The sequence below is a fragment of the Sphingomonas adhaesiva genome (genome assembly GCF_036946305.1).
In the GTDB taxonomy this organism is placed as follows: Bacteria; Pseudomonadota; Alphaproteobacteria; order Sphingomonadales; family Sphingomonadaceae; genus Sphingomonas; species Sphingomonas adhaesiva_B.
Window position 1 is genome coordinate 493,704 of record NZ_JAQIJJ010000004.1, and the last position, 19,306, is coordinate 513,009.

The window sequence follows — 19,306 nt, forward strand, 5'->3', positions numbered from 1 at the left end:
CGCGCGCGCGATCGACAACGCGCGGCCGAATTCGTCGACCGCCTCGGCCGCCCGCCCCATCGCGCCCAGCGCCTGCCCGCGGCCGCCGTGGATCGCCAGCGACAGCCCGGGATCGGCGCTCGTCGCCTCCGACGCACGATCGAAATAGCGCAACGCACCGGCATGATCGCGCGCGCGGTCATACAGCAGCGCGATCAAGATCAGCGCCTTCGCCTGATTGCGCGGCTGGTCGAGCCCCTGGAACAGCATATGCGCGCGCTGCAGCGTCGCCAGCGCCTCGGTGATGTCGCCCGTGTCGGTCAGCGCGCCGCCCAGCGACAGCAACAGGTCCGCCTCCAGCTGCGATCCGGGGGGCGCTGACATCCACCTCGCGCCGCGCGCGGTGCAGCAATTGCAGCCCGCGCTGTGCCTGCCCCAGCCGGATCGCGCCCTCGCCGGTCAACCAGTCGATCGTCGCACGCCGGCTGAGACGTTCGCGTCCGGTCGTGCCCTGCGACACCTGCGACCGTGCCTGTTCCGCGATTGCGATCGCGCGCTGCGGCTCGCGCCAGCATCGCGGTCTTGGCCTGGTCGATGCGCTTCTGGAACGTGTCCGGCGCCGCGCTCGCGCTGGTCGCCGCCACGATCGCCAGCAGCGCGATCGCGGCCCGTCGTGCTCGCGTCGGCGCGCCCGTCAGGCGCGCTTCCATGCGCTCGCCAGCCGCAGGAAGGACGTTCGCGTATCCTGTGTGGTGTGGCGGCGGGTGTCGTCGCGCAGGAAATCGACCAGCGCCTCCAGTGCGATCGGCCGGCTGATGAAATAGCCCTGCACCATGTCGCACCCCATGACGCTGAGCAGCGCCAGCGCGGCGGCGGTTTCCACTCCCTCGGCCACCACCTCCATGTCGAGCGCATGCGCCAGATCGATCGTCGAACGGACGATCAGCGGATCGCGATTGGAACTGGTCAGCTGGGTGACGAACAGTTTGTCGATCTTCAGCTCGCGCGCCGGCAGCTGCTTCAGATAGGCGAGGCTCGACAGACCGGCGCCATAATCGTCGATCGAGATGCGGATGCCGATCTCGTCGAACCGCTTCAGGTTGGCGATCGCGCCCGCGGGGTCGCGGATCACCGACGTCTCCGTCACCTCGAAGCCGATGCTGGTGTCGGGCGCCGCCTGCACCAGCGCACACACTTCCGCCACGAAGCGGGGATCGGCCAGCAGCTGGCCGGAAATGTTGATGAAGATGCGCAGCGGATGGCCACGCTCGCGCAACGTGCGCTGGTCGCGGATCGCGCGCTCGACCGTCCACAAGGTCAGCCGGTCGATCGTCTGGGCCTGCTCCGCGGCGGGGATGAAATCGCCCGGGAAGATCATGCCGCGCTCGGGGTGCCGCCAGCGGATCAGCGCCTCCGCGCTGGTGATCTCCTGACGACGGACCTGGATCTTGGGCTGATACATCAGCATCAGCTCGTCCTCCGCGATCGCGCGCTCCAGCTCGATCGCGATCGACTGCGCCTCGCTCGCGACGTGCATCAGCCCGCCGCCGGGTTCGCCGCCACACGCCTCGGCCAGCCGCGCCTCGGTCGCCTCGCACAGCGCGACCTCGTCGCCGCCGATCGCGCCGGTCGCACCCGCCACCGATACGATCACCGTACAGCAGCGATCGTCGATCTCGATGGGTCGATCGCATGCCGTCCGGACTGCCGCGAGGGCATGGTCGAGCGCGTCCGGCCCCACTGCGCCATCGATGGTCACCTCTACGAGATCGCGAGAGATGGCATGGACGTCCGCGGTTGCCAGCGTGGTCGCGATACGCTGCGCCAGCGCCTCCGCGACCCGATCCGCCCCCGATCGGCCGAGCCGGCGACGCAACGCGACGAAGTTCCGGACCGCGACCAGCAGGCGGACGCGACACGGCAATTCCGTGGACGACACGTGCACGATCGCATCGCGCGGCAAACGCTCGGCGTCGGCAACATGTGTCATGCAAGCCATATCGTTCCCGGCGTTAGGTCGAATTCTTGAAGATTGGCTTAAATCCGACACGGTTCACGGTTAATAGATGGTTAACGAAGTTGAGGCGTGGTGGATGCCGGGTTAACCCTGTGACGCCCCGATCGGGGCTAAAAAACAGGGAGAAAGCCCATGCTCGCGTTCATCATCGCGCTCGTCACCGGCGTGAACATCAAGCCCTGGTGATGGGTTGACGTCGTCGGTCCGGCCGGGGACGCGCGCGGCCACCGCCGCCCGCACCCCGACCGGCCGGCTTCGCTCCCTCTCTTCGATGATTGCGGCGCGCCGCCACACCGGCCGCACCGCCCCTGCCGCGTCCCCACGCGGTCGGCAGCCAACCCGTTACGATCGCCGTCTATTCAGCGCGGTCACGCCGCGCGGCGGCTGGCCCCGGCGGGGTTGGAAAATTCCATGCTGTCGTCGACCGATCCGAACCGCAGCGCCATCACGTCCAGCGCGTAATTCTGGTTCAGCCGCCACGGCTTGCGATCCCCCTGCTTGGGCAGCTGGTCGATCGCGCGCTGGATATAGCCGGAGGTGAAGTCGACGAACGGCTCCGCGGCGACGCCGTCGTTGCCGATCCGCGGCGTCGCCTGGCGCAGGCCCCGCTTCGCCATCGTGTTGAGCAGACGACACAGATACATCGCCACCAGATCGGCCTTCAGCGTCCAGGACGCATTGGTATAGCCGAAGGTGAAGCTGAGGTTGGGCACCTCGGAGAACATCATCCCCTTGTACTGCAACGAATCGGCCAGCCGCACCGCCGCGCCGTCGCGGGTGAAGCGGACGCGGTCGAACAGCGACATCTTCAGCCCCGTCGCGGTGACGATGACGTCGGCCTCCAGCTCCCGTCCTGAGGTCAGCAGGATACCGCGCGGCGTGAACCGCTCGATCGTGTCGGTCGCGACGTCCGCCTTGCCCGCCTTGATCGTGTCGAACAGGTCGGCGTCGGGCACCAGGCACAGCCGCTGGTCCCACGGATTGTAGCGCGGGGTGAAATGCGTCGCGACGTCGTAGTCGGGGCCGAGGTGCTCGCGCACCATCCCGATCAGCCGTTCCTTGGTCTGCTGCGGCTTCTTGCGCGTCATGCGGTAGAAGACCATGCCCATCGTCACGTTCTTCCACCGCGTCAGGCCGTAAGCGGTCTTCGCCGGCAGCTTGCTGCGCAGCCAGTTGGCGAGGCGATCCTGCGCCGGGCGCGACACGACATAGGTGGCGAGCGCTGAAGCATCGTGACATGCCCCGCCTGCTTGGCCATCGACGGCACCAGCGTCACCGCGGTCGCGCCGCTGCCGATCACCACCACCTTCTTGCCCGCGTAATCGAGGTCCTCGGGCCAGAATTGCGGGTGGACGATGCGCCCTTCGAACGTCTCCTGCCCGCGAATTCGGGCGCATGGCCCTGATCATAATCGTAATAGCCCGAGCACATGTGCAGCCAGGTGCAGGTCATCGTCGCGCGCGACCCGTTATCGCGCTGCACCTCGACCCGCCAGCAGGCGTCCGCGGTCGACCAGTCCGCCGCCACCACCTTGTGCCGTAGCGGATGTGGCGATCGATCCCGCCGTCGCGCGCGGTATCCTCGATATAGCTGCGGATCGACGGGCCGTCGGCGATCGACTTCGCCGCCGTCCACGGGCGGAAGCTGTAGCCCAGCGTGTGCATGTCGGAATCGGAGCGGATGCCGGGATAGCGGAACAGGGTCCCACGTCCCGCCCATCGCCTGGCGCGCCTCCAGGATCACGTAGCGGCGATCGGGGCAGCGCTGCTGCAAATGCCACGCCGCGCCGATGCCGGACAGCCCGGCGCCCACGATGACGACATCGACGTGATCGGTCATGCGATCTCCTCTTCCTGCCGCCATGCTAACGCAGATGTCAGTAGCGGAAAAGAACGGATTTCGCGGCCGACCGATCAGAAATCCTTCGAATACCGCAATTGCACGTTCGACCGCCGAACGATCCGGCCTGCGACAACAGGCTGATCGCCTTCGTCAGCGCGATCGTCAGCTGGGTCGCGGTGAAGCCTCGGGCGTCGGTGACGATCTCGATATAAACGTCGTTGGTCAGGTACTTGCCCGCCGCCAGCGCGGTCCCGCGCCCGGTCGCGTCGTCGGCGCCGAGCACGCGCAACCGGTCGAACCCGGTCGCCGAGCGCAGCTTGCCGAGCGGATTGAGCCCGCCCCCGCCCGACCCGCGCAGCGAGTTGAGCGCGGCGGCTAGCTGGATCGCCTCGGTCGCCGACAGATTTTCGGGGTTGGTCCCGAACAGCAGCCGGCTGACCACCTCGTCCTGCGGCAGCGAGGGCGTCGAGGTGAAGGCGATCTGCGGACGCTGCCCAGTGCCGGTGATCGCGATGTTGAAGGTCACGCCGTCGTTGGTCGTGGTCGCCAGGATGTTGATGTCGGGATCGGTCAGCGCGCCGCCGCGGAAACGCACCTGCCCGCGCGACACCTCGAACCGCTTGCCCGCGAAGGAATAGGTGCCGCGCACCAGATCGAGCCCGCCGTTGATCGTCGGCGCGGCGGAGGTGCCGCCGACGCGCAGGTCCATCTCCCATTCACTCTCCAGCCCCATGCCCGACACGAACAGCTGGTTGTCGGCATGGACGCGCAGGTCGAGGCGGAACAGCCCGACCGGCTCCGGCGCGGGGCGATCGGTCGGCCGCGGGGTGCGGATGTCGCTCTTGCGCCGGACGCCGGTCAGTTCCGGCACCTCGGCCGAGCCCTGGCGGATGATCTGGTAGCGCGCGTTGGGGATCAGGATGTCGCCGCTGATGACGCCGCCCTGCGCATTCTTCTGGATACGCACGTCGCCGTTGGCGGTCGCGCCGAGCGCGTCGGAGCGCGCGAGCTGCGCGTTGCGCATCGACACGCGGATATCCATCGGGAAGCCCTGCGCCGCGGCGAGGCTGACATTGCCCTGCGCCTGCACCGTCCCCTGCCCGGCGCGCGCCTGCATCTGGGTCAGTTCCAGCCGGTCGTTGTTGAACCGCGCCGCGATCCGCATCTGCGACAGCCGCGTACCATAGGTTTCGTTGTCGTAGGTCAGATTGTCGGCACGGATCAGGCCGTTGATGCGCGGCGCGGACACCGTCCCGCCGAAGTCGGCGGCGACCGCGATCGGGCCGGACAGCTGCTGCTCCGCCAGTCCGGCGAAGCTGAACAGCACGCCGGAAGGACCGTTGTAGCGGATGCCGCCCGACAGCGGCCCCTGCATCAGCCGCGTCGTCCAGCTGCCGCTGCCCGCCGGCGTCAGCGTCGCCACCATCCGCCCGACCGGGGTGCCGCCGCGCCGCACCAGCGCACGCGCCTCGCCCGCTGCCGCGGTCAGCCGACCCTGGAAGGCGATGTCGACCGGCTCCGATACCGCGGCGAGGCTGGAACGGGTGAAGTTGGCGATGTTGAGGCGCACATCGGCCTGCGGCACGGCGTCGCCGCGGCGCTGGACGTAATCGACGCTGCCGGTCGCCTGCCCGCCGACGCCCAGGTTGGGCACCAGCGCGCTGACCAGCGACAGGTCCATGCGGTCGAGCCGCATCTGCGCCTCGGTCGTTGCGCCACCGAAACGACCTGCCAGCCGCATCGTACCCTTGTCGAAGTCGAGCCGCGCCGGCTCCAGCCGGTAGCCGCCGCCGGTGGCGGGCACGATGCGCGCGGCATTGGGGGTGCGGAAGGAGACGCCGTTCGCCTGCCCCTGCAACGCCACCAGATACAGGTTCGGCGACAGCCGCGAGTTGAGCGCAAGGCGGAAGGGCACGCCGTTGGAGCCGGTGAACAGCCCCTGCGCGGTGCCCGAACCCGCGGCATAATTGACCTTCACGCGCCCCGACTGGAGCACCGTGGCGCCATAGCGCAGGTCCGCGATCTGCGCGTCGGCGCGAATCTGCGGCTTGTCGTAGAGGACGACGTCGGCGGCGATCAGCGCGCGGCCGATCGTGAAATCGACCATGCCGGGGATGGTCGCCGCATTGGCGCGCGCATCGATGCTGGCGTGCTGATATTTGCCCTGCGCGCTCAGCGCAACATGGCCGTTCAGCCCGGAGCCGGCGAAGCGCACCTGCCCCGCGAACGGCCCCGCCGTGGTCTGTACCACGCGGCCCGCGAACTGGATGCCCGCGAACAGCACGCGGCGGATATCCACCGCCAGCTGCCGCCCCGGCGTGACCAGCACGTCGGCGGTGAACGGGCCGTAGTTGGTGCCGCCGGTCGCATTGACCTGATACGCGCCACCACGCCCGACGACGCGCGCGTCGAGATTGGCGAGGCCGATCCCGACGCCCGGCCGCGGCGCGCGCAATCGCACGACGGGTGCCGCCGCACTGCCCGCAATGCGTGCGACCAACGGGCCGTATTGGGTTGAATAAGCGTCGGCATCGACCAGCAGCGCGCCGCTAGCGACATCGTAGCGCCCCTGCCCGCGCGTGATGCGGAATTGCGGCGCGTTGAGCTTCAGGCTCTGGAACGTCACCACCCCCTGCGGCGAATAGCCGAAGCGCGTGCTGAGCACCGCATTGCCGCCCAGCAAGTTGCGCACGCCTTCGTTGAACAGCTGCTTCGTCTGCACCGCGACGCGGCCGGTGATCCCGAAGCCGCCGTTGGCGGCCGTGACCAGATCGGCCTGGGTCTGGATGTTGACGATACCGACACTGTCGACCCGGAAGTTGTTGACACGCCCCTGTAGCGCACCGGTGTAGCGACCCGTCTGCATGTTGGCGGCGATGATCGCGGTGGCGTCGATCGTGTCGGAGCGGATGCGGAGGTTGTCCGACAGGATGTTGGGCATTTGCACCGCAATGTCGCCGTCGATCCGCGCGTTGGTCGTCAAGCCGCCCAGCGCCGGGTTCAGTCCGGTGATCCGCCGAGCGCGCGCATGGACCGGCACCAGGATGCGGTCAGCGTTCACGCGCGCCAGCCCCTCGGCATAGACGTTTTCGACGTTCGTCTCGGCAAAGCCCAGCGACGCGGCGCGCACCTTATAGTCGACCGTCGGCGTCGCGATCGCGCCGTTCAGCACCACGCGCGCCAGCACATCGCGCCCGCGCAGATTGGGGGCGATCGCGCCCGGCGTCTTCAGCATCGCATCGACCGCGAAATTGCCGAAGCGGCTGTTGGCGAGGTCGATGATGCCGCCCGCGTCCACCGCCAGCGCGGCGGAGGTCAGCTTGATCCGCGTATCGGCGCGCCGCTCCGCCAGCGTCGCGTCGAGCGCGACGTCGAGCTGCGGCGCGGTCAGCCGCTCGACCGGCCCCTCCAGATACAGGCCCGGGCGCGTCGGCCCGCGCACCTCGAAATGGCCGTTGCGCGCGGTGAGCGCGAGGTCGGCGAGCCGACCGCCGCCCAGCGTCGCCACCGCGCGGCCCTGCCACGCGCTCCAGCTGCCGCGTCCGCCCAGCGTCGCGATCAGCGGCGCCTTCAGCCCGGCGAGCCGCGCCACGACGCCGCCCGTCGGCGCGCTGAGCCGCACGTCGACGTCCAGCTTGTCGTCGTCGGGCACCGCGTCGAGCCGCACGCGCGCCACGTCGCCGCCACCCGCAGCCCCCTGCCCGCGCAGGGTCGCGGCATCGACGGTCAGCTGCGCGCGGCGATCCGCGATATGCGCCGCGCCGTTCAGCCGCGCGATATAGCGCGCGCCCGCGACCGGCGGCTCCATGACGAAGCGCGAGACGGTCAGCCGCCCGATATCGATGTCGAGGTCGGGCAGGATCGGCGCGTTGGGATCGGTCGGCTCGGTCGACGGCTTCAGCTCGGGATTGCGACGCAGCGTGATGAGGTCCGCGGCGGCGCTGCGCACGTCGACATGGTTGCGCGCGAAGGCGAACGGCCGCCAGTCGACATCGAGCCGCGGCGAGGTGAGGAAGACGCCCTTGGGATCGCTGACCCGCACGTCCGACAGCCGCATCTTGCCGTAGAGCGACCCGTCGATCCGCCCGACCTTGATGTTCAGCCCGGAGGCGGTGGTGTAGCCGCCGATCTGATCGGCGACGAAGCGTCGCCCGGGATCGGTGTTGATCCCCACCACGATCAGGACCAGCAGCAGCGCCAGCGCGCCGATCGCGATGCCGATCCACGTCAGCACGCGCTGCCACAGCGGACGCTTCACGACGACGACCTGCTCGGAAACCTGCCCGGACGTATCCTCGACCATCAGAATGCCTGCCCGATCGAGAGGTAGAGCGCGACGCGCGGATCGCCCGCGCGCCGATTGAGCGGCGTGGCGACATCGACGCGCATCGGGCCGAAGTTGGTGTAGAAACGCCCACCGATGCCCGCGCCGAAGCGCAGGTCCTTTCCGGTCGGCATCACGCTTTCATAGGCGTTGCCCGCATCGATGAACGGCACGATGCCGAAGTCGCCGAAGCGGTAGCGCGCCTCCAGCGAGAACTCATTGATGCTGCGCCCGCCGACCGGCCGCAGATCGGACAAATTGACGTTGCCGTCCTCGTCCGGCGTCAGCGAACTCAACGGCTCCATCGGCCCGAGCCGCTGGAAGCCATAGCCGCGCACCGATCCGCCACCGCCGCCGTAATAGCGCCGCGACGGCGCGATATCGTCGCGCGCGATGCCGAAGATGCTGCCGGCGCGCGCGCGCCCCGCGATCACCAGCGAGTCCGAGACGGGGTAATAGCCCGTCGCCTCCACCAGCGCGCGGCCATAGGGTCGCACCGCGCCCTGCACCGACGTCTCCGGGCTGAGGTTCAGCTTCAGGCGATAGCCCTTGGTGGGGTTGAGCAGGTCGTTCGACTGGTCGAACAGCACCTGCCCGGGCAGCGCCAGCACGCCATAGGTGCGCCGCGTCCGCCCGTTGAGGTCGAAATCGAACACGCTCTCGTTGGTGCCGACCAGCTCGAACCCGAAGGCATAGGTGAACTTCTTCTGCCAGATCGGGGTCGAATCGTAGCTGATCCGGCCGGACAGCGTCCCCGTGAACGCCTCGAACGCGTCGTAATTGGCGCGCAGCGCGCTCGCGATCAGCGTCACGGTGCGGTCGCGCTTGCCCGCATTCTGCCGCCGGAACGTCGCCGACAGCCCCTGCTGCTGCGTGCCAGCGATCGCGCCCAGGATCAGCGCACCTTCGGGCGGGAAGCGGTTGCGGTTGGTGAAGGTGCCCTCCGCGGTCACCCCCTGCCCGGTCTGGAAGCCGACGCTGCCCGCCAGGCTCCTGGCCGGCCCCCGGGTCTGGCGCACCATCAGGTCGACCTGCTCGGTGCCGTCCGGCCCGGGCACGCCGGTGCGCACCGGCTGGACGCCGACGCCGTTGAACAGCCCGGTCGCGACCAGCGCCTCGCGCAGGTCGTCGGTCATCCGCGCATCGTACAATTGCCCGCGGTCGAACCGCGGGAAGACGTTGAGGTGCTTCAGGTCGAACACCGCATCGCCCTCGGTCCGCAGCACCCCGAACGAGGAGCGCGGGCCGGTATCGACCGGCAGCGTATAGTCGCCCTTGTGCGTGGCATCGTCGAGCAGGACGTCGCGCTCGCCCACGTTGACGAAGGGATAGCCCTGCTGCGGCAGCTTCAGGCTGACGTTCGCCTCCGCGCCCTGGATCCGCGCCGCCTCGATCGCATCGCCCTCGCGCAGCGGCAGCTCGCGACGGACCAGATCGGTCGGAACGGTCGGCTGCGCGTTCACGGTGATCGTGCCCAGGCGGTAGATGGTGCCCGGCGTCGCGCTGACGATCGCGCGCAGCTTCGTGTCGGGCGTGTTCTCGATCGTGGAGATGGCGGTGCCGTCGTAATAGCCGAGCGACTTCATCAGCCGTACCGCCAGCGCCTCGTCCTCGCGGGCGCGGGCGGAAACCTGGGTCGCGTTCGCCGCCTTCCCCTTGCCCTCGCGCAGCGCGGACAGCGAATTGAATTCGTCGGTCAGCCCCAGCGGATCGAGCCCGCGTACCTCGGTGGCATAGGCGATCTCGGGCGCGTTCGCGTCCTTGACGTCGGCGACGGTCTGGAGCGGGACGGTGTCGAAGCTGCCGAGCGGCTCCAGCGGCTGCGCCAGCACGGGATCGACCGGGGCGACGGCGGGCAGCTGGCCGGGGACGATCGGGGGCTGGGTCGCGGTCGCCGGCTGTCCCGCGGTCGGCTGGCTCGCGGCCGGCATCGGCTCCAGCGGCGCGTTGATGTCGTTGGAGATGGCGGGGAGCGCCGCGTCGAACTCCGCATCGGGCACGATCGGCGCCTCGGGTGCCACCTGCGCCGGCGCATCGGCTGCGCTGGGCGCATCCGGCCCGCGTGCGGGGGCGGTGCCCGGCTTCTGCATCTGCGCCAGCACCGGGGCGCCCGACAGCGCCAGCGCGGAGGCGGCGAGCAGGAGATACGAACGACGGTCAGGAAAAGCCAAGAATCACGCCCCTTTAACGGGGAGGCGCCGGCGTTCCGTTACACCCCCGTATCCCGCCAACGTCCCAATCCGCATTCGGTTGCCACCATGGGTGGCGCATCGCGGATCGCGCGCCTAGGAAACGAGGAAGGCAAAGATTGGGAGAGATCATGAACTTCGATCTGGACGACGATCATCGCATGGTCGCGGACCTGGTCCGCCGCTTCGTGGACGACGAGCTGGTGCCGCTGGAAGGCGCCGTGCTGGCGCGCGATATCGCCGGCCAGGGGCTGGAACTCGCCCGCGAGGAGCGCGAGCGGATCGAGCGCATCTCGCGCGAGCTGGGGCTGTGGGGGCTCGACGCGCCGGAGAATGTCGGCGGGCACGATCTGCCCGCGGTGGCGATGGTCGCGGTGAACGAGGCGCTGGGGCGGACGATCGTCCCCTTCACGCTGCCGCCCGACTCCCCCAATTTGCGGATGCTGGCCGCGACCGTCGACGACCGCCAGCGCGAGGCGTATCTGGCGCCCTATGTGCGCGGCGAGACGATCAGCGCCATCGGCATCTCCGAACCGGGCGCCGGCGCGGACCCGGCGGGGATGAAGACGAGCGCGGTCAGGGATGGCGACGACTGGATCCTCAACGGGCGCAAGATCTGGATCACCAAGGCGGCGCGTGCCGACTTCACGATCGTGATGGCGGTGACCGACAAGGAGAAGGGCGCGCGCGGCGGCATGACCGCCTTTCTGGTCGATCGCGACGCGCCCGGCTTCAACGTGGTGCGCCCGATCCCGATGATCGGCGGCGAGACGACCTATGAAGTCGCGCTGGACGATTGCCGCGTGCCGGGGTGGAAGCTGCTGGGGACGGAGGGGCAGGGCTTCGCGCCGATGCAGTTGCGCCTCTCCACCCGGCGCTCCGAGATGGCGGCGAACGCGATCGGCATGGCGCAGCGCGCGATGGAGATGATGATCGACTATGCGCCGCAGCGCACCACCTTCGGCAAGCCGCTGTCCGAGCGGCAGACGATCCAGAACTGGATCGCGGAGGCCGCGATCGGCATCCATGCCGCGCGCCTGATGACCTATGATTGCGCGTGGAAGCTCGATCAGGGGCGCGACGTGCGCAACGAGGTGTCGATGATTAAGAGCTATGCGCTGGAAATGGCGTGGAAGGTGCTGGACCATGCCATGCAATGTTTCGGCGCGATGGGGATGACGCGCGAGATGCCGTTGCAGCAGATGGCGGCGCGCATCCGCCTGATGCGAATCTACGACGGCCCGACCGAGATCCACAATTGGGTCGTGGCCCGCAACCTGCTGGGGACCCGTGCATGAGAGAGCATATCACCGTCACGATCGAGGGCCATGTCGCCACCGTCGTCATCGACCGCGCGCCGCACAATCACGTCAATGCCGCGCTGATCGGCGCGCTGGCCGACGTGTTCGAGGAACTCGGACGCGACGATGCGGTGCGCGCGATCGTGCTCGCGACCGAGGGCAAGGTGTTCTGCGGCGGCGCCGACCTGACCGGGGACAAGCCGCTGGCGGACGAGAGCGGCGAGAGCGAGACGCCGGCGCTGTACCGCAATGCGGTGCGCCTGTTCGCGGCGACGAAGCCGGTGGTCGCCGCCGTTCAGGGCGCTGCGGTCGGTGCGGGACTGGGGCTGGCGCTGGTCGGCGACTTCCGCGTTGCTGCACCCGAGGCGCGCTTCTCGGCCAATTTCGTGACCCTGGGGTTCCATGCCGGGTTCGGCATCACCCACACGCTGCCGCGCGTGGTGGGCGAGCAGCATGCCGCGCTGATGCTGCTGACGGGACGGCGCGTGAAGGCGGAGGATGCGCTGCGCTACGGGCTGGTCGACGAGATCGCGCCGCTGGGCGAGCTGCGTGCCGCGGCGCAGCGGCTGGCGGCCGAGATCGCGGCCAATGCGCCGCTGGCGGTGGAGGCGACCCGCGCCACGCTGCGCGGCGATCTGGCCGAGGCGATCCGCGCCCGCACCGAGCATGAGCGCGCCGAACAGGACCGGCTGATGCAGACGGCCGATTTCCGCGAGGGGATCAAGGCGGTCGGCGAACGCCGCGCGGGGCAGTTCGTGCGGGGGTGATGCGCGAACCTCGTCACCCCGGGTCAGCCCGGGGTGACGTGACGAACGCCAGCAATTTTTCTTCCCCCTTGCGACACATTTGCGACAAATAGCCGTTAGGCCTCCGCAGCCGCGGGGGGCGTGCATCGATCGAGGACAAGGGTGACGAAGCGGATGCCTATGCTGCCGGGCCGGACGTCGTGGCACGTCACGGCCGCTTCGGGACTCTTCCTCCTCGCCGCCTGTGGTGGCGGCGGCGCGCAGAAGGACGCGCGCGGCGGGGCACAGCATCGCCCGACCAACGTCGGCTTCGTGATCGTCCAGCCCACGGCGGTGCCGCAGGTCAGCGAACTGCCGGGCCGCACCGTCGCCTTCCAGAGCTCCGAGGTGCGCCCGCAGGTGTCGGGCGTGATCCAGCGCCGCTTCTTCACCGAAGGCTCGATCGTGAAGCAGGGCCAGCCGCTGTACCAGATCGATCCCTCGCTCTACCGCGCCGCCGCCAACCAGGCGAGCGCGGGCGTCGCCAATGCGCAGGCGACCTATGAAGCGGCCAAGGTCCGCGCCGACCGCTATCGCCCGCTCGCCGAGATCGAGGCGATCAGCAAGCAGGATTATACCGACGCGGTCGCGACGCAGAAGCAGGCCGCGGCCAGCATCGGCGTCAATCGGGCGCAGCTCGACACCGCACGCGTCAACCTGCGCTTCACCACGGTACCCGCGCCGATCACCGGGCGGATCGGACGGTCGCTGTTCACGGTCGGTGCGCTCGTCACCTCGACGCAGGCCGATCCGCTGGCGACGATCCAGCAGCTCGACCCGATGTTCGTCGACATCCAGCAATCCGCCGCCGATCTGCTGACCCTGCGCCGCGCGCTCGCCAGCGGCGGCGCGGTGCCCGCGCGCGCGCAGGTCCGGCTGAAGCTGGAGGACGGCAGCGATTACGGCCAGACCGGCACGGTCGAATTCGCCGAGGTGGTCGTCGATCCGTCGACCGGGGCGGTGACACTGCGCGCGCGCTTCCCCAACGCGCAGGGGCTGCTGCTGCCCGGCATGTTCGTGCGCGCGATCTTCACCCAGTCGATCCAGCAGAACGCGTTCCTGGTGCCGCAACAGGCGATCACTCGCGATCCACAGGGCAATGCGACGCTCTTCCTGGTCGGCCCGGGCAACAAGGCGGTGCAGCGCACCGTCACCGCCGACCGCGCGCAGGGCGCCTTCTGGGTGGTGACCAAGGGGTTGAATGCCGGCGACCGTATCATCACGCAGGGGCTGCGCGACCTGAAGGCCGATGCGCCGATCAACCCCGTTCCCGCCAACGCGCCGCAGAAGATCGTCCCCCCCTCGCCCGAGCAGTTGAAGAAGATGGAGCAGGAAAAGGGCGGCGCAGGCGGCGCGGGCAAGGGCGGTTGAGCTAAGCCATGTCGCGCATCTTCATCGACCGGCCGATCTTCGCCTGGGTGCTCGCCATCATCGTGATGCTGGCGGGCGTGGGGGCGATCCTGTCGCTGCCGATCGCGCAATATCCCGACGTCGCCCCGCCGCAGGTGTCGATCCGCGCCACCTTCCCCGGCGCCAATGCGCAGACGCTGCAGAACAGCGTGACGCAGGTGATCGAGCAGCAGCTGACCGGGCTGGATGGCCTGCTGTACTTCCAGTCTTCGTCATCCAGCCGCGGTTCGGTGACGATCACCGCTACCTTCGACAAGGGCACCGATCCCGACATCGCGCAGGTGCAGGTGCAGAACCAGGTGCAGCAGGCGGTCGCGCGCCTGCCGCAGCAGGTGCAGCAGCAGGGGCTGGTCGTGCGCAAGTCCAACCCGGACTTCCTGCTGATCGTCGGCGTCTATGACGCGACCGACAAGCTGACCAACCGCGACGTCTCCGATTATCTGACGTCGAACCTTCAGGATCCGCTCAGCCGCATCAACGGCGTGGGCGACACCAACGTCTTCGGCTCGCAATATGCAATGCGCATCTGGCTCGATCCCGCCCGGCTGGCGAGCTATCAATTGATGCCCGGCGACGTCGTCACCGCGATCACCAATCAGAATGCGGAGGTCGCGGCGGGCGAGATCGGCGGCCAGCCCTCGCCCGATACGCAGATGCTGAACGCGATCGTCACCGCGCAGTCGCGGCTGACCACCCCGGCCGAATTCGCCAATATCATCCTGAAGACGCAGAACAGCGGCGCCACCGTGCGCCTGCGCGACGTCGCGCGGATCGAGCTAGGCGCGGAGAATTACAACGCGCGCAGCCGCGTCAACCGCCACCCCGGGGCCGGCCTGGCGGTGCTGCTGGCGCCGGGTGCCGACGCGCTCAAGACCGCCGAACTGGTGAAGGCGGAGGTGGAGCGCGCGTCGAAGAACTTCCCTGCCGGCGTCACCTATGCCTTTGCCAACGACACCACCGACTTCATCAAGCTGTCGATCGAGGAAGTGGTCAAGACGCTGATCGAGGCGATCATCCTGGTGGTGATCGTGATGTTCGTCTTCCTGCAAAGCTGGCGCGCCACATTGGTGCCGGCGATCGCGGTGCCGGTGGTGCTGCTGGGCACCTTCGCGGTCTTCTACGTCGCGGGATTCTCGATCAACACGCTCACCTTGTTCGGGCTGGTGCTGGCGATCGGGCTGCTGGTCGACGATGCGATCGTGGTGGTGGAGAATGTCGAGCGGCTGCTGGAGGAGAATCCCGGCATGTCGCCACGCGACGCCACGATCGAGTCGATGAACGAGATCACCGTCGCGCTGGTGGCGATCGCGCTGGTGCTGTCGGCGGTGTTCATGCCGATGGCATTCTTCGGCGGATCGACCGGCGTCATCTATCGCCAGTTCTCGCTGACGATCGTGTCGGCGATGGTGCTGTCGGTGCTGGTGGCGCTGATCCTGTCGCCCGCGCTGACCGCGACGCTGCTGAAACAGAAGCACGACCAGCATGGCGACCCGATCGAGGAAGGCTGGATCGGGCGGAAGATGCCGCGCGTCGAGCATGTGCTGGAGCGCGCGCGCGACGGCTTCAACGACCGCTTCGATCGCGGCGTGGCGCGGTACGAGGCGGGCGTGCGCCACGTCATCGACCGCAAGGCGATCTGGCTGCTGGTCTATCTGGGCACGGTCGCGCTGCTGGCGGTGCTGTTCCTGCGGATGCCGACGGGCTTCCTGCCGACCGAGGATCAGGGCAGCGCCAGCATCCAGTTCCAGCTGCCCGCCGGCGCGACGCAGGGGCGCACCTATGCGATCCAGAAGCAGGTCGAAAGCTATTTCGCGCAGAACGAGAGCCACAACCTGCGCACCATCTTCACCGTGTCGGGCGGTGGCGGTGGCGGCGCCAGCGGGCAGAATACGGGTCAGGGCTTTCTGAACTTCGTCGACTGGGCAGAGCGCAAGGGAGGACAGAACACCGCCGATGCGATCGTCGCGCGGGCGTCGGCGGCGTTCCGCGGCTTTCGCGACGCGCGCGTCTTCGCGCTGATCCCCCCCGCGGTGCGCGGGCTGGGCCAGTCGAACGGCTTCACGATGGAATTGCAGAACAGCGGCGGGCTGAGCGATACGGAATTTTCCGCCGCCAAGGACCGGCTGCTCGCGGCGGCGGAGGGCGATGCGGTGCTCGCCTCGGTCCGCCTGTCCGAGCTGCCCGACGTCGCCACGCTGAAGATCGATATCGACCAGCAGAAGCTCGCCGCGCTGGGGCTGACGCAGGCGGACGTCAACACCACGCTGTCGACCGCCTGGGGTGGGCGCTACGTCAACGACTTCATCGATCGCGGGCGGGTGAAGCGCGTGTTCGTGCAGGGTGACGCGCCGTATCGCTCCGAACCGACCGACCTCAACCAATGGTTCGTGCGCGGGTCGAGCGGGCAGATGGTGCCCTTCTCCGCCTTCGCGCGGATCGGCTGGACGCAGGCGCCGGTGACGCTGTCGCGGTTCAACGGCATCGCCTCGTTCGAGTTGCAGGGGCAGGCGGCGGCGGGCAAAAGCTCCGGCGACGCGATGACCCGGATCGAGGAACTGGCGGCGCAGATCCCGGGCACCAGCATCAGCTGGGCGGGCCTGTCCTATCAGGAGCGGCTGTCCGCCGGTCAGGCGCCGCTGCTGTACGGCCTGTCGATCCTGGTCGTGTTCCTGTGCCTCGCCGCGCTGTACGAAAGCTGGTCGATCCCGCTCGCGGTGCTGCTGGTGATCCCGCTGGGGCTGATCGGTGCGATCCTGTTCACGACGCTGCGCGGGCTGGTCAACGACGTCTATCTCCAGATCGGGCTGCTCACGACCATGGGGCTGGCGGCGAAGAACGCGATCCTGATGATCGAATTCGCGGAGCAGGAGGAGAAGAAGGGCAAGCGCGTCATCGACGCCGCGCTGTCCGCGGCGCGCATCCGCCTGCGCCCAATCCTGATGACCAGCCTCGCCTTCATCTTCGGCGTACTGCCGCTCGCCATCTCGACCGGGGCGGGCGCGAACAGCCGCATCGCGATCGGCACCGCGGTGATCGGCGGCATGCTGACCGCGACGGTGCTCGCGATCTTCTACATCCCGCTGTTCTTCGTGCTGGTGCGCCGGGGGTTCCGCGACGGGTTCAAGGGGCTGCGCGGCGGCAGCGGTCCGTCGGGGCCGGACGCGCCGCATGATGGCGGTAGTGACGGGGGCGGCGGCGATGGGTCGCCGCCGCAACTGCCCGCGCCGCTCGATCGCCCTGCCCTTCCTGCGCCGGAACCTGCCCGATGACGCGCCTGCTGGCCGCTTTTCCCGCCATGGTGGCGCTCGCGGGCTGTTCGCTCGCCCCCACCTACATCCGCCCCACCCCGCCGGTGCCGTCGTCGTGGCCGGTCGGCGACGCCTATCTGCGCCAGAGCGAGGCGGCCCTGCCCGCGGTCACCTATCGCGACATCTTCCGCGATCCGCGATTGCAGGCGATCATCGACCAGGCGCTGGCCAACAACCGCGACCTGCGCATCGCGGTCGCCAATATCGAAAGCGCGCGCGCGCAATATCGCATCCAGCGCGCCGATCTGTTCCCGCAGCTGAACGCGACCGCCGGCTACAGCTTCCGCGACGGCGGCAGTGGCACCGGCACCGCGACCGGCACCGGGACGGGCACCGGAGGCACCAGCGGTACAGGCACCGGGACCGGGACGGGCGGCACCGGGACCGGCAGCACCGTCGTCACCACCTCGGGCGCGCGCAGCACCTTTCAGGCGCAGCTGGGCGTGACCGCGTTCGAGATCGACCTGTTCGGCCGCGTCCGCTCGCTGACCGGTGCCGCGCTGTCGCGCTATTTCGCGCAGGAGGCGGCGGCGCGCGCCACGCGGCTGACGCTGGTCGGCGACGTCGCCTCGGCATGGCTGACCTATGGTGCCGACCGCAGCCTGCTGACCGTCGCGGAGGACACCGCCAAGGCGGCGGCGCAGAGCGTGCGGCTGACCGATGCGCGCCGCCGCGGCGGCGTCTCGCCGCGCACCGACGTGCGCCAGGCCGAGCAGATCCTGGCCACCGCCGAGGCCGATGTCGCCGAACAGCGCACCGCGCTGGCGCAGGACGTCAACGCGCTCCAGCTGCTGGTCGGCGCGCCGGTCGATGCGGCGCTGCTGCCCAAGGGGATCGAGGAAGCCGCGCAGCAGATCGGCGAACTGCCCGCCGGGATCGATTCGGGCGTGCTGCTGCGTCGCCCCGATGTGGTCCAGGCCGAATATACGCTGCGCGCCACCAATGCGGAGATCGGCGCGGCGCGCGCGGAGCTGTTCCCGCGCATCTCGCTCACCGGGCTGGTCGGCTTCGCCAGCACCGCACTGCGCACGCTCTTCTCGGGCGGGGCGTTCAGCTATTCGGTCGCGCCCAATGCCAGCTACCCGATCTTCCGCGCGGGCGCCGGGCGTGCCGGGGTCGATTACAGCGTGGCGCAGCGCGACGTGGCACTCGCCACCTATGAGCGGACGATCCAGACCGCGTTCCAGGAGGTGTCCGACGCGCTCGCGCGGCGCAGCACGATCACCGACCAGCTCGCCGCCAACCGCCGCTTCTACGAGGCGGCGCGCGACACGCTGACCCTCACCAATGCGCGCTATCAGGGCGGGATCGACACCTTCCTGTCGTCGCTCGACGCGCAGCGGCAGCTCTATTCGGCGCAACGGACGTTGGTGTCGACGCAGCTGGTGCGCGCGACCAATCTGGTGACGCTGTACCGCACATTGGGCGGCGACTCGCTGCTGGATGCGACCGGCCCCGCGCCGGTCGCGGTCGTGCCGCCGCAGCGGTAACGGGTTGACGCGCGCGCGCCGACCGCGGACGCTGCATTTTTCGGCCGGTGTGGAGAGGTGCATGGGTGACTACCGGATCCGCCGTTTCCGGTCGGAGGATCGCCAGGCAATGCAGGCGTTCGCCGCCGCGCTGCCCGAACACGATTTGCTGTTCCTGGGGCGCGACCTGCGCCGCCCGCGCGTGATCGCGGCGTGGCTGACCGCGATCGAGGATGGCTGGATCGACGGGCTGATCGCGGAGGAGGACGGTGCGCTGGTCGGCACCGCCGCGCTGGTGCGCGATCCGCTGGGCTGGAGCGCGCATGTCGGCGAGGTGCGATTGCTGGTCGCCGCGGAGAGCCGGGGCGCGGGACTGGGCCGCGACCTGTTGCAGGCGACGATGCGCGTCGCCGCCGGTCGGGGCGTGGAGAAGCTGACCGCGGCGATGACCGCGGACCAGCGCGCCGCGATCGCCCTGTTCGAGACGCTGGGCTTCGCCACCGAGGCACGGCTGGCGCGGCATGTGCGCGACAGCGGCGGTGGGACCCACGACCTGGTGGTGCTGGCGCATCATATCGGGTGAGTGAGTGGGGCGCCGAAAGCCGCCCCGCCGTCACCCCGGGCTTGAGCCGGGGTGACGGCTATAGGCTGATGATAGCGGGATGATCGCCTCGTCCTGGAG

General features: G+C 69.3%; 8 protein-coding genes and 3 pseudogenes. 6 read left to right on the forward strand and 5 right to left on the reverse strand.

What is annotated here, in order from left to right:
• Positions 1-183: 183 nt before the first annotated feature.
• The 5 genes and pseudogenes from PGN14_RS16860 to PGN14_RS08780 all read right to left on the reverse strand — a co-directional run.
• Positions 184-363, reverse strand: a pseudogene (locus PGN14_RS16860) (hypothetical protein); the annotation flags it as partial.
• A gap of 310 nt (positions 364-673) precedes the next feature.
• Positions 674-1,969, reverse strand: coding sequence for an EAL domain-containing protein (locus PGN14_RS08760; RefSeq protein WP_335299103.1), 1,296 nt, complete (start codon positions 1,967-1,969; stop codon positions 674-676).
• 395 nt (positions 1,970-2,364) lie between these two features.
• Positions 2,365-3,835 (reverse strand): annotated as a pseudogene (locus tag PGN14_RS16865) (flavin-containing monooxygenase).
• A 74-nt stretch (positions 3,836-3,909) separates the two neighbouring features.
• Positions 3,910-8,141, reverse strand: a pseudogene (locus tag PGN14_RS08775) (translocation/assembly module TamB domain-containing protein).
• Positions 8,141-10,252: an autotransporter assembly complex protein TamA gene (locus PGN14_RS08780; protein WP_335299205.1), complete on the reverse strand. Its 2,112-nt coding sequence runs from the start codon at positions 10,250-10,252 to the stop codon at positions 8,141-8,143. Before PGN14_RS08780 ends, PGN14_RS08775 begins: the two are co-directional and overlap by 1 nt.
• Positions 10,253-10,482: 230 nt before the next feature.
• On the opposite strand from PGN14_RS08780, the gene PGN14_RS08785 reads away from it, so the two are divergent.
• From PGN14_RS08785 to PGN14_RS08810, 6 genes are all read left to right on the forward strand, one after another.
• Positions 10,483-11,649 carry an acyl-CoA dehydrogenase family protein gene (locus PGN14_RS08785; protein WP_335299106.1) on the forward strand — a complete coding sequence of 389 codons (1,167 nt, stop codon included), beginning with the start codon at positions 10,483-10,485 and terminating at the stop codon, positions 11,647-11,649.
• Positions 11,646-12,419 (forward strand): enoyl-CoA hydratase/isomerase family protein, encoded by a 774-nt coding sequence (locus PGN14_RS08790; protein ID WP_335299107.1) that lies wholly within the window; start codon positions 11,646-11,648, stop codon positions 12,417-12,419. Before PGN14_RS08785 ends, PGN14_RS08790 begins: the two co-directional genes overlap by 4 nt.
• A 159-nt stretch (positions 12,420-12,578) precedes the next feature.
• Positions 12,579-13,808 carry an efflux RND transporter periplasmic adaptor subunit gene (locus PGN14_RS08795; RefSeq protein ID WP_335299108.1) on the forward strand — a complete coding sequence of 410 codons (1,230 nt, stop codon included), beginning with the start codon at positions 12,579-12,581 and terminating at the stop codon, positions 13,806-13,808.
• Between the two features lie 8 nt (positions 13,809-13,816).
• Positions 13,817-17,116, forward strand: coding sequence for a multidrug efflux RND transporter permease subunit (locus tag PGN14_RS08800; protein WP_335299109.1), 3,300 nt, complete (start codon positions 13,817-13,819; stop codon positions 17,114-17,116).
• Positions 17,113-18,645 (forward strand): efflux transporter outer membrane subunit, encoded by a 1,533-nt coding sequence (locus tag PGN14_RS08805; protein WP_335299110.1) that lies wholly within the window; start codon positions 17,113-17,115, stop codon positions 18,643-18,645. The genes PGN14_RS08800 and PGN14_RS08805 overlap by 4 nt, the downstream gene beginning before the upstream one ends.
• Before the next feature lie 61 nt (positions 18,646-18,706).
• Positions 18,707-19,207: a GNAT family N-acetyltransferase gene (locus tag PGN14_RS08810; protein WP_335299111.1), complete on the forward strand. Its 501-nt coding sequence runs from the start codon at positions 18,707-18,709 to the stop codon at positions 19,205-19,207.
• Positions 19,208-19,306: the final 99 nt, after the last annotated feature.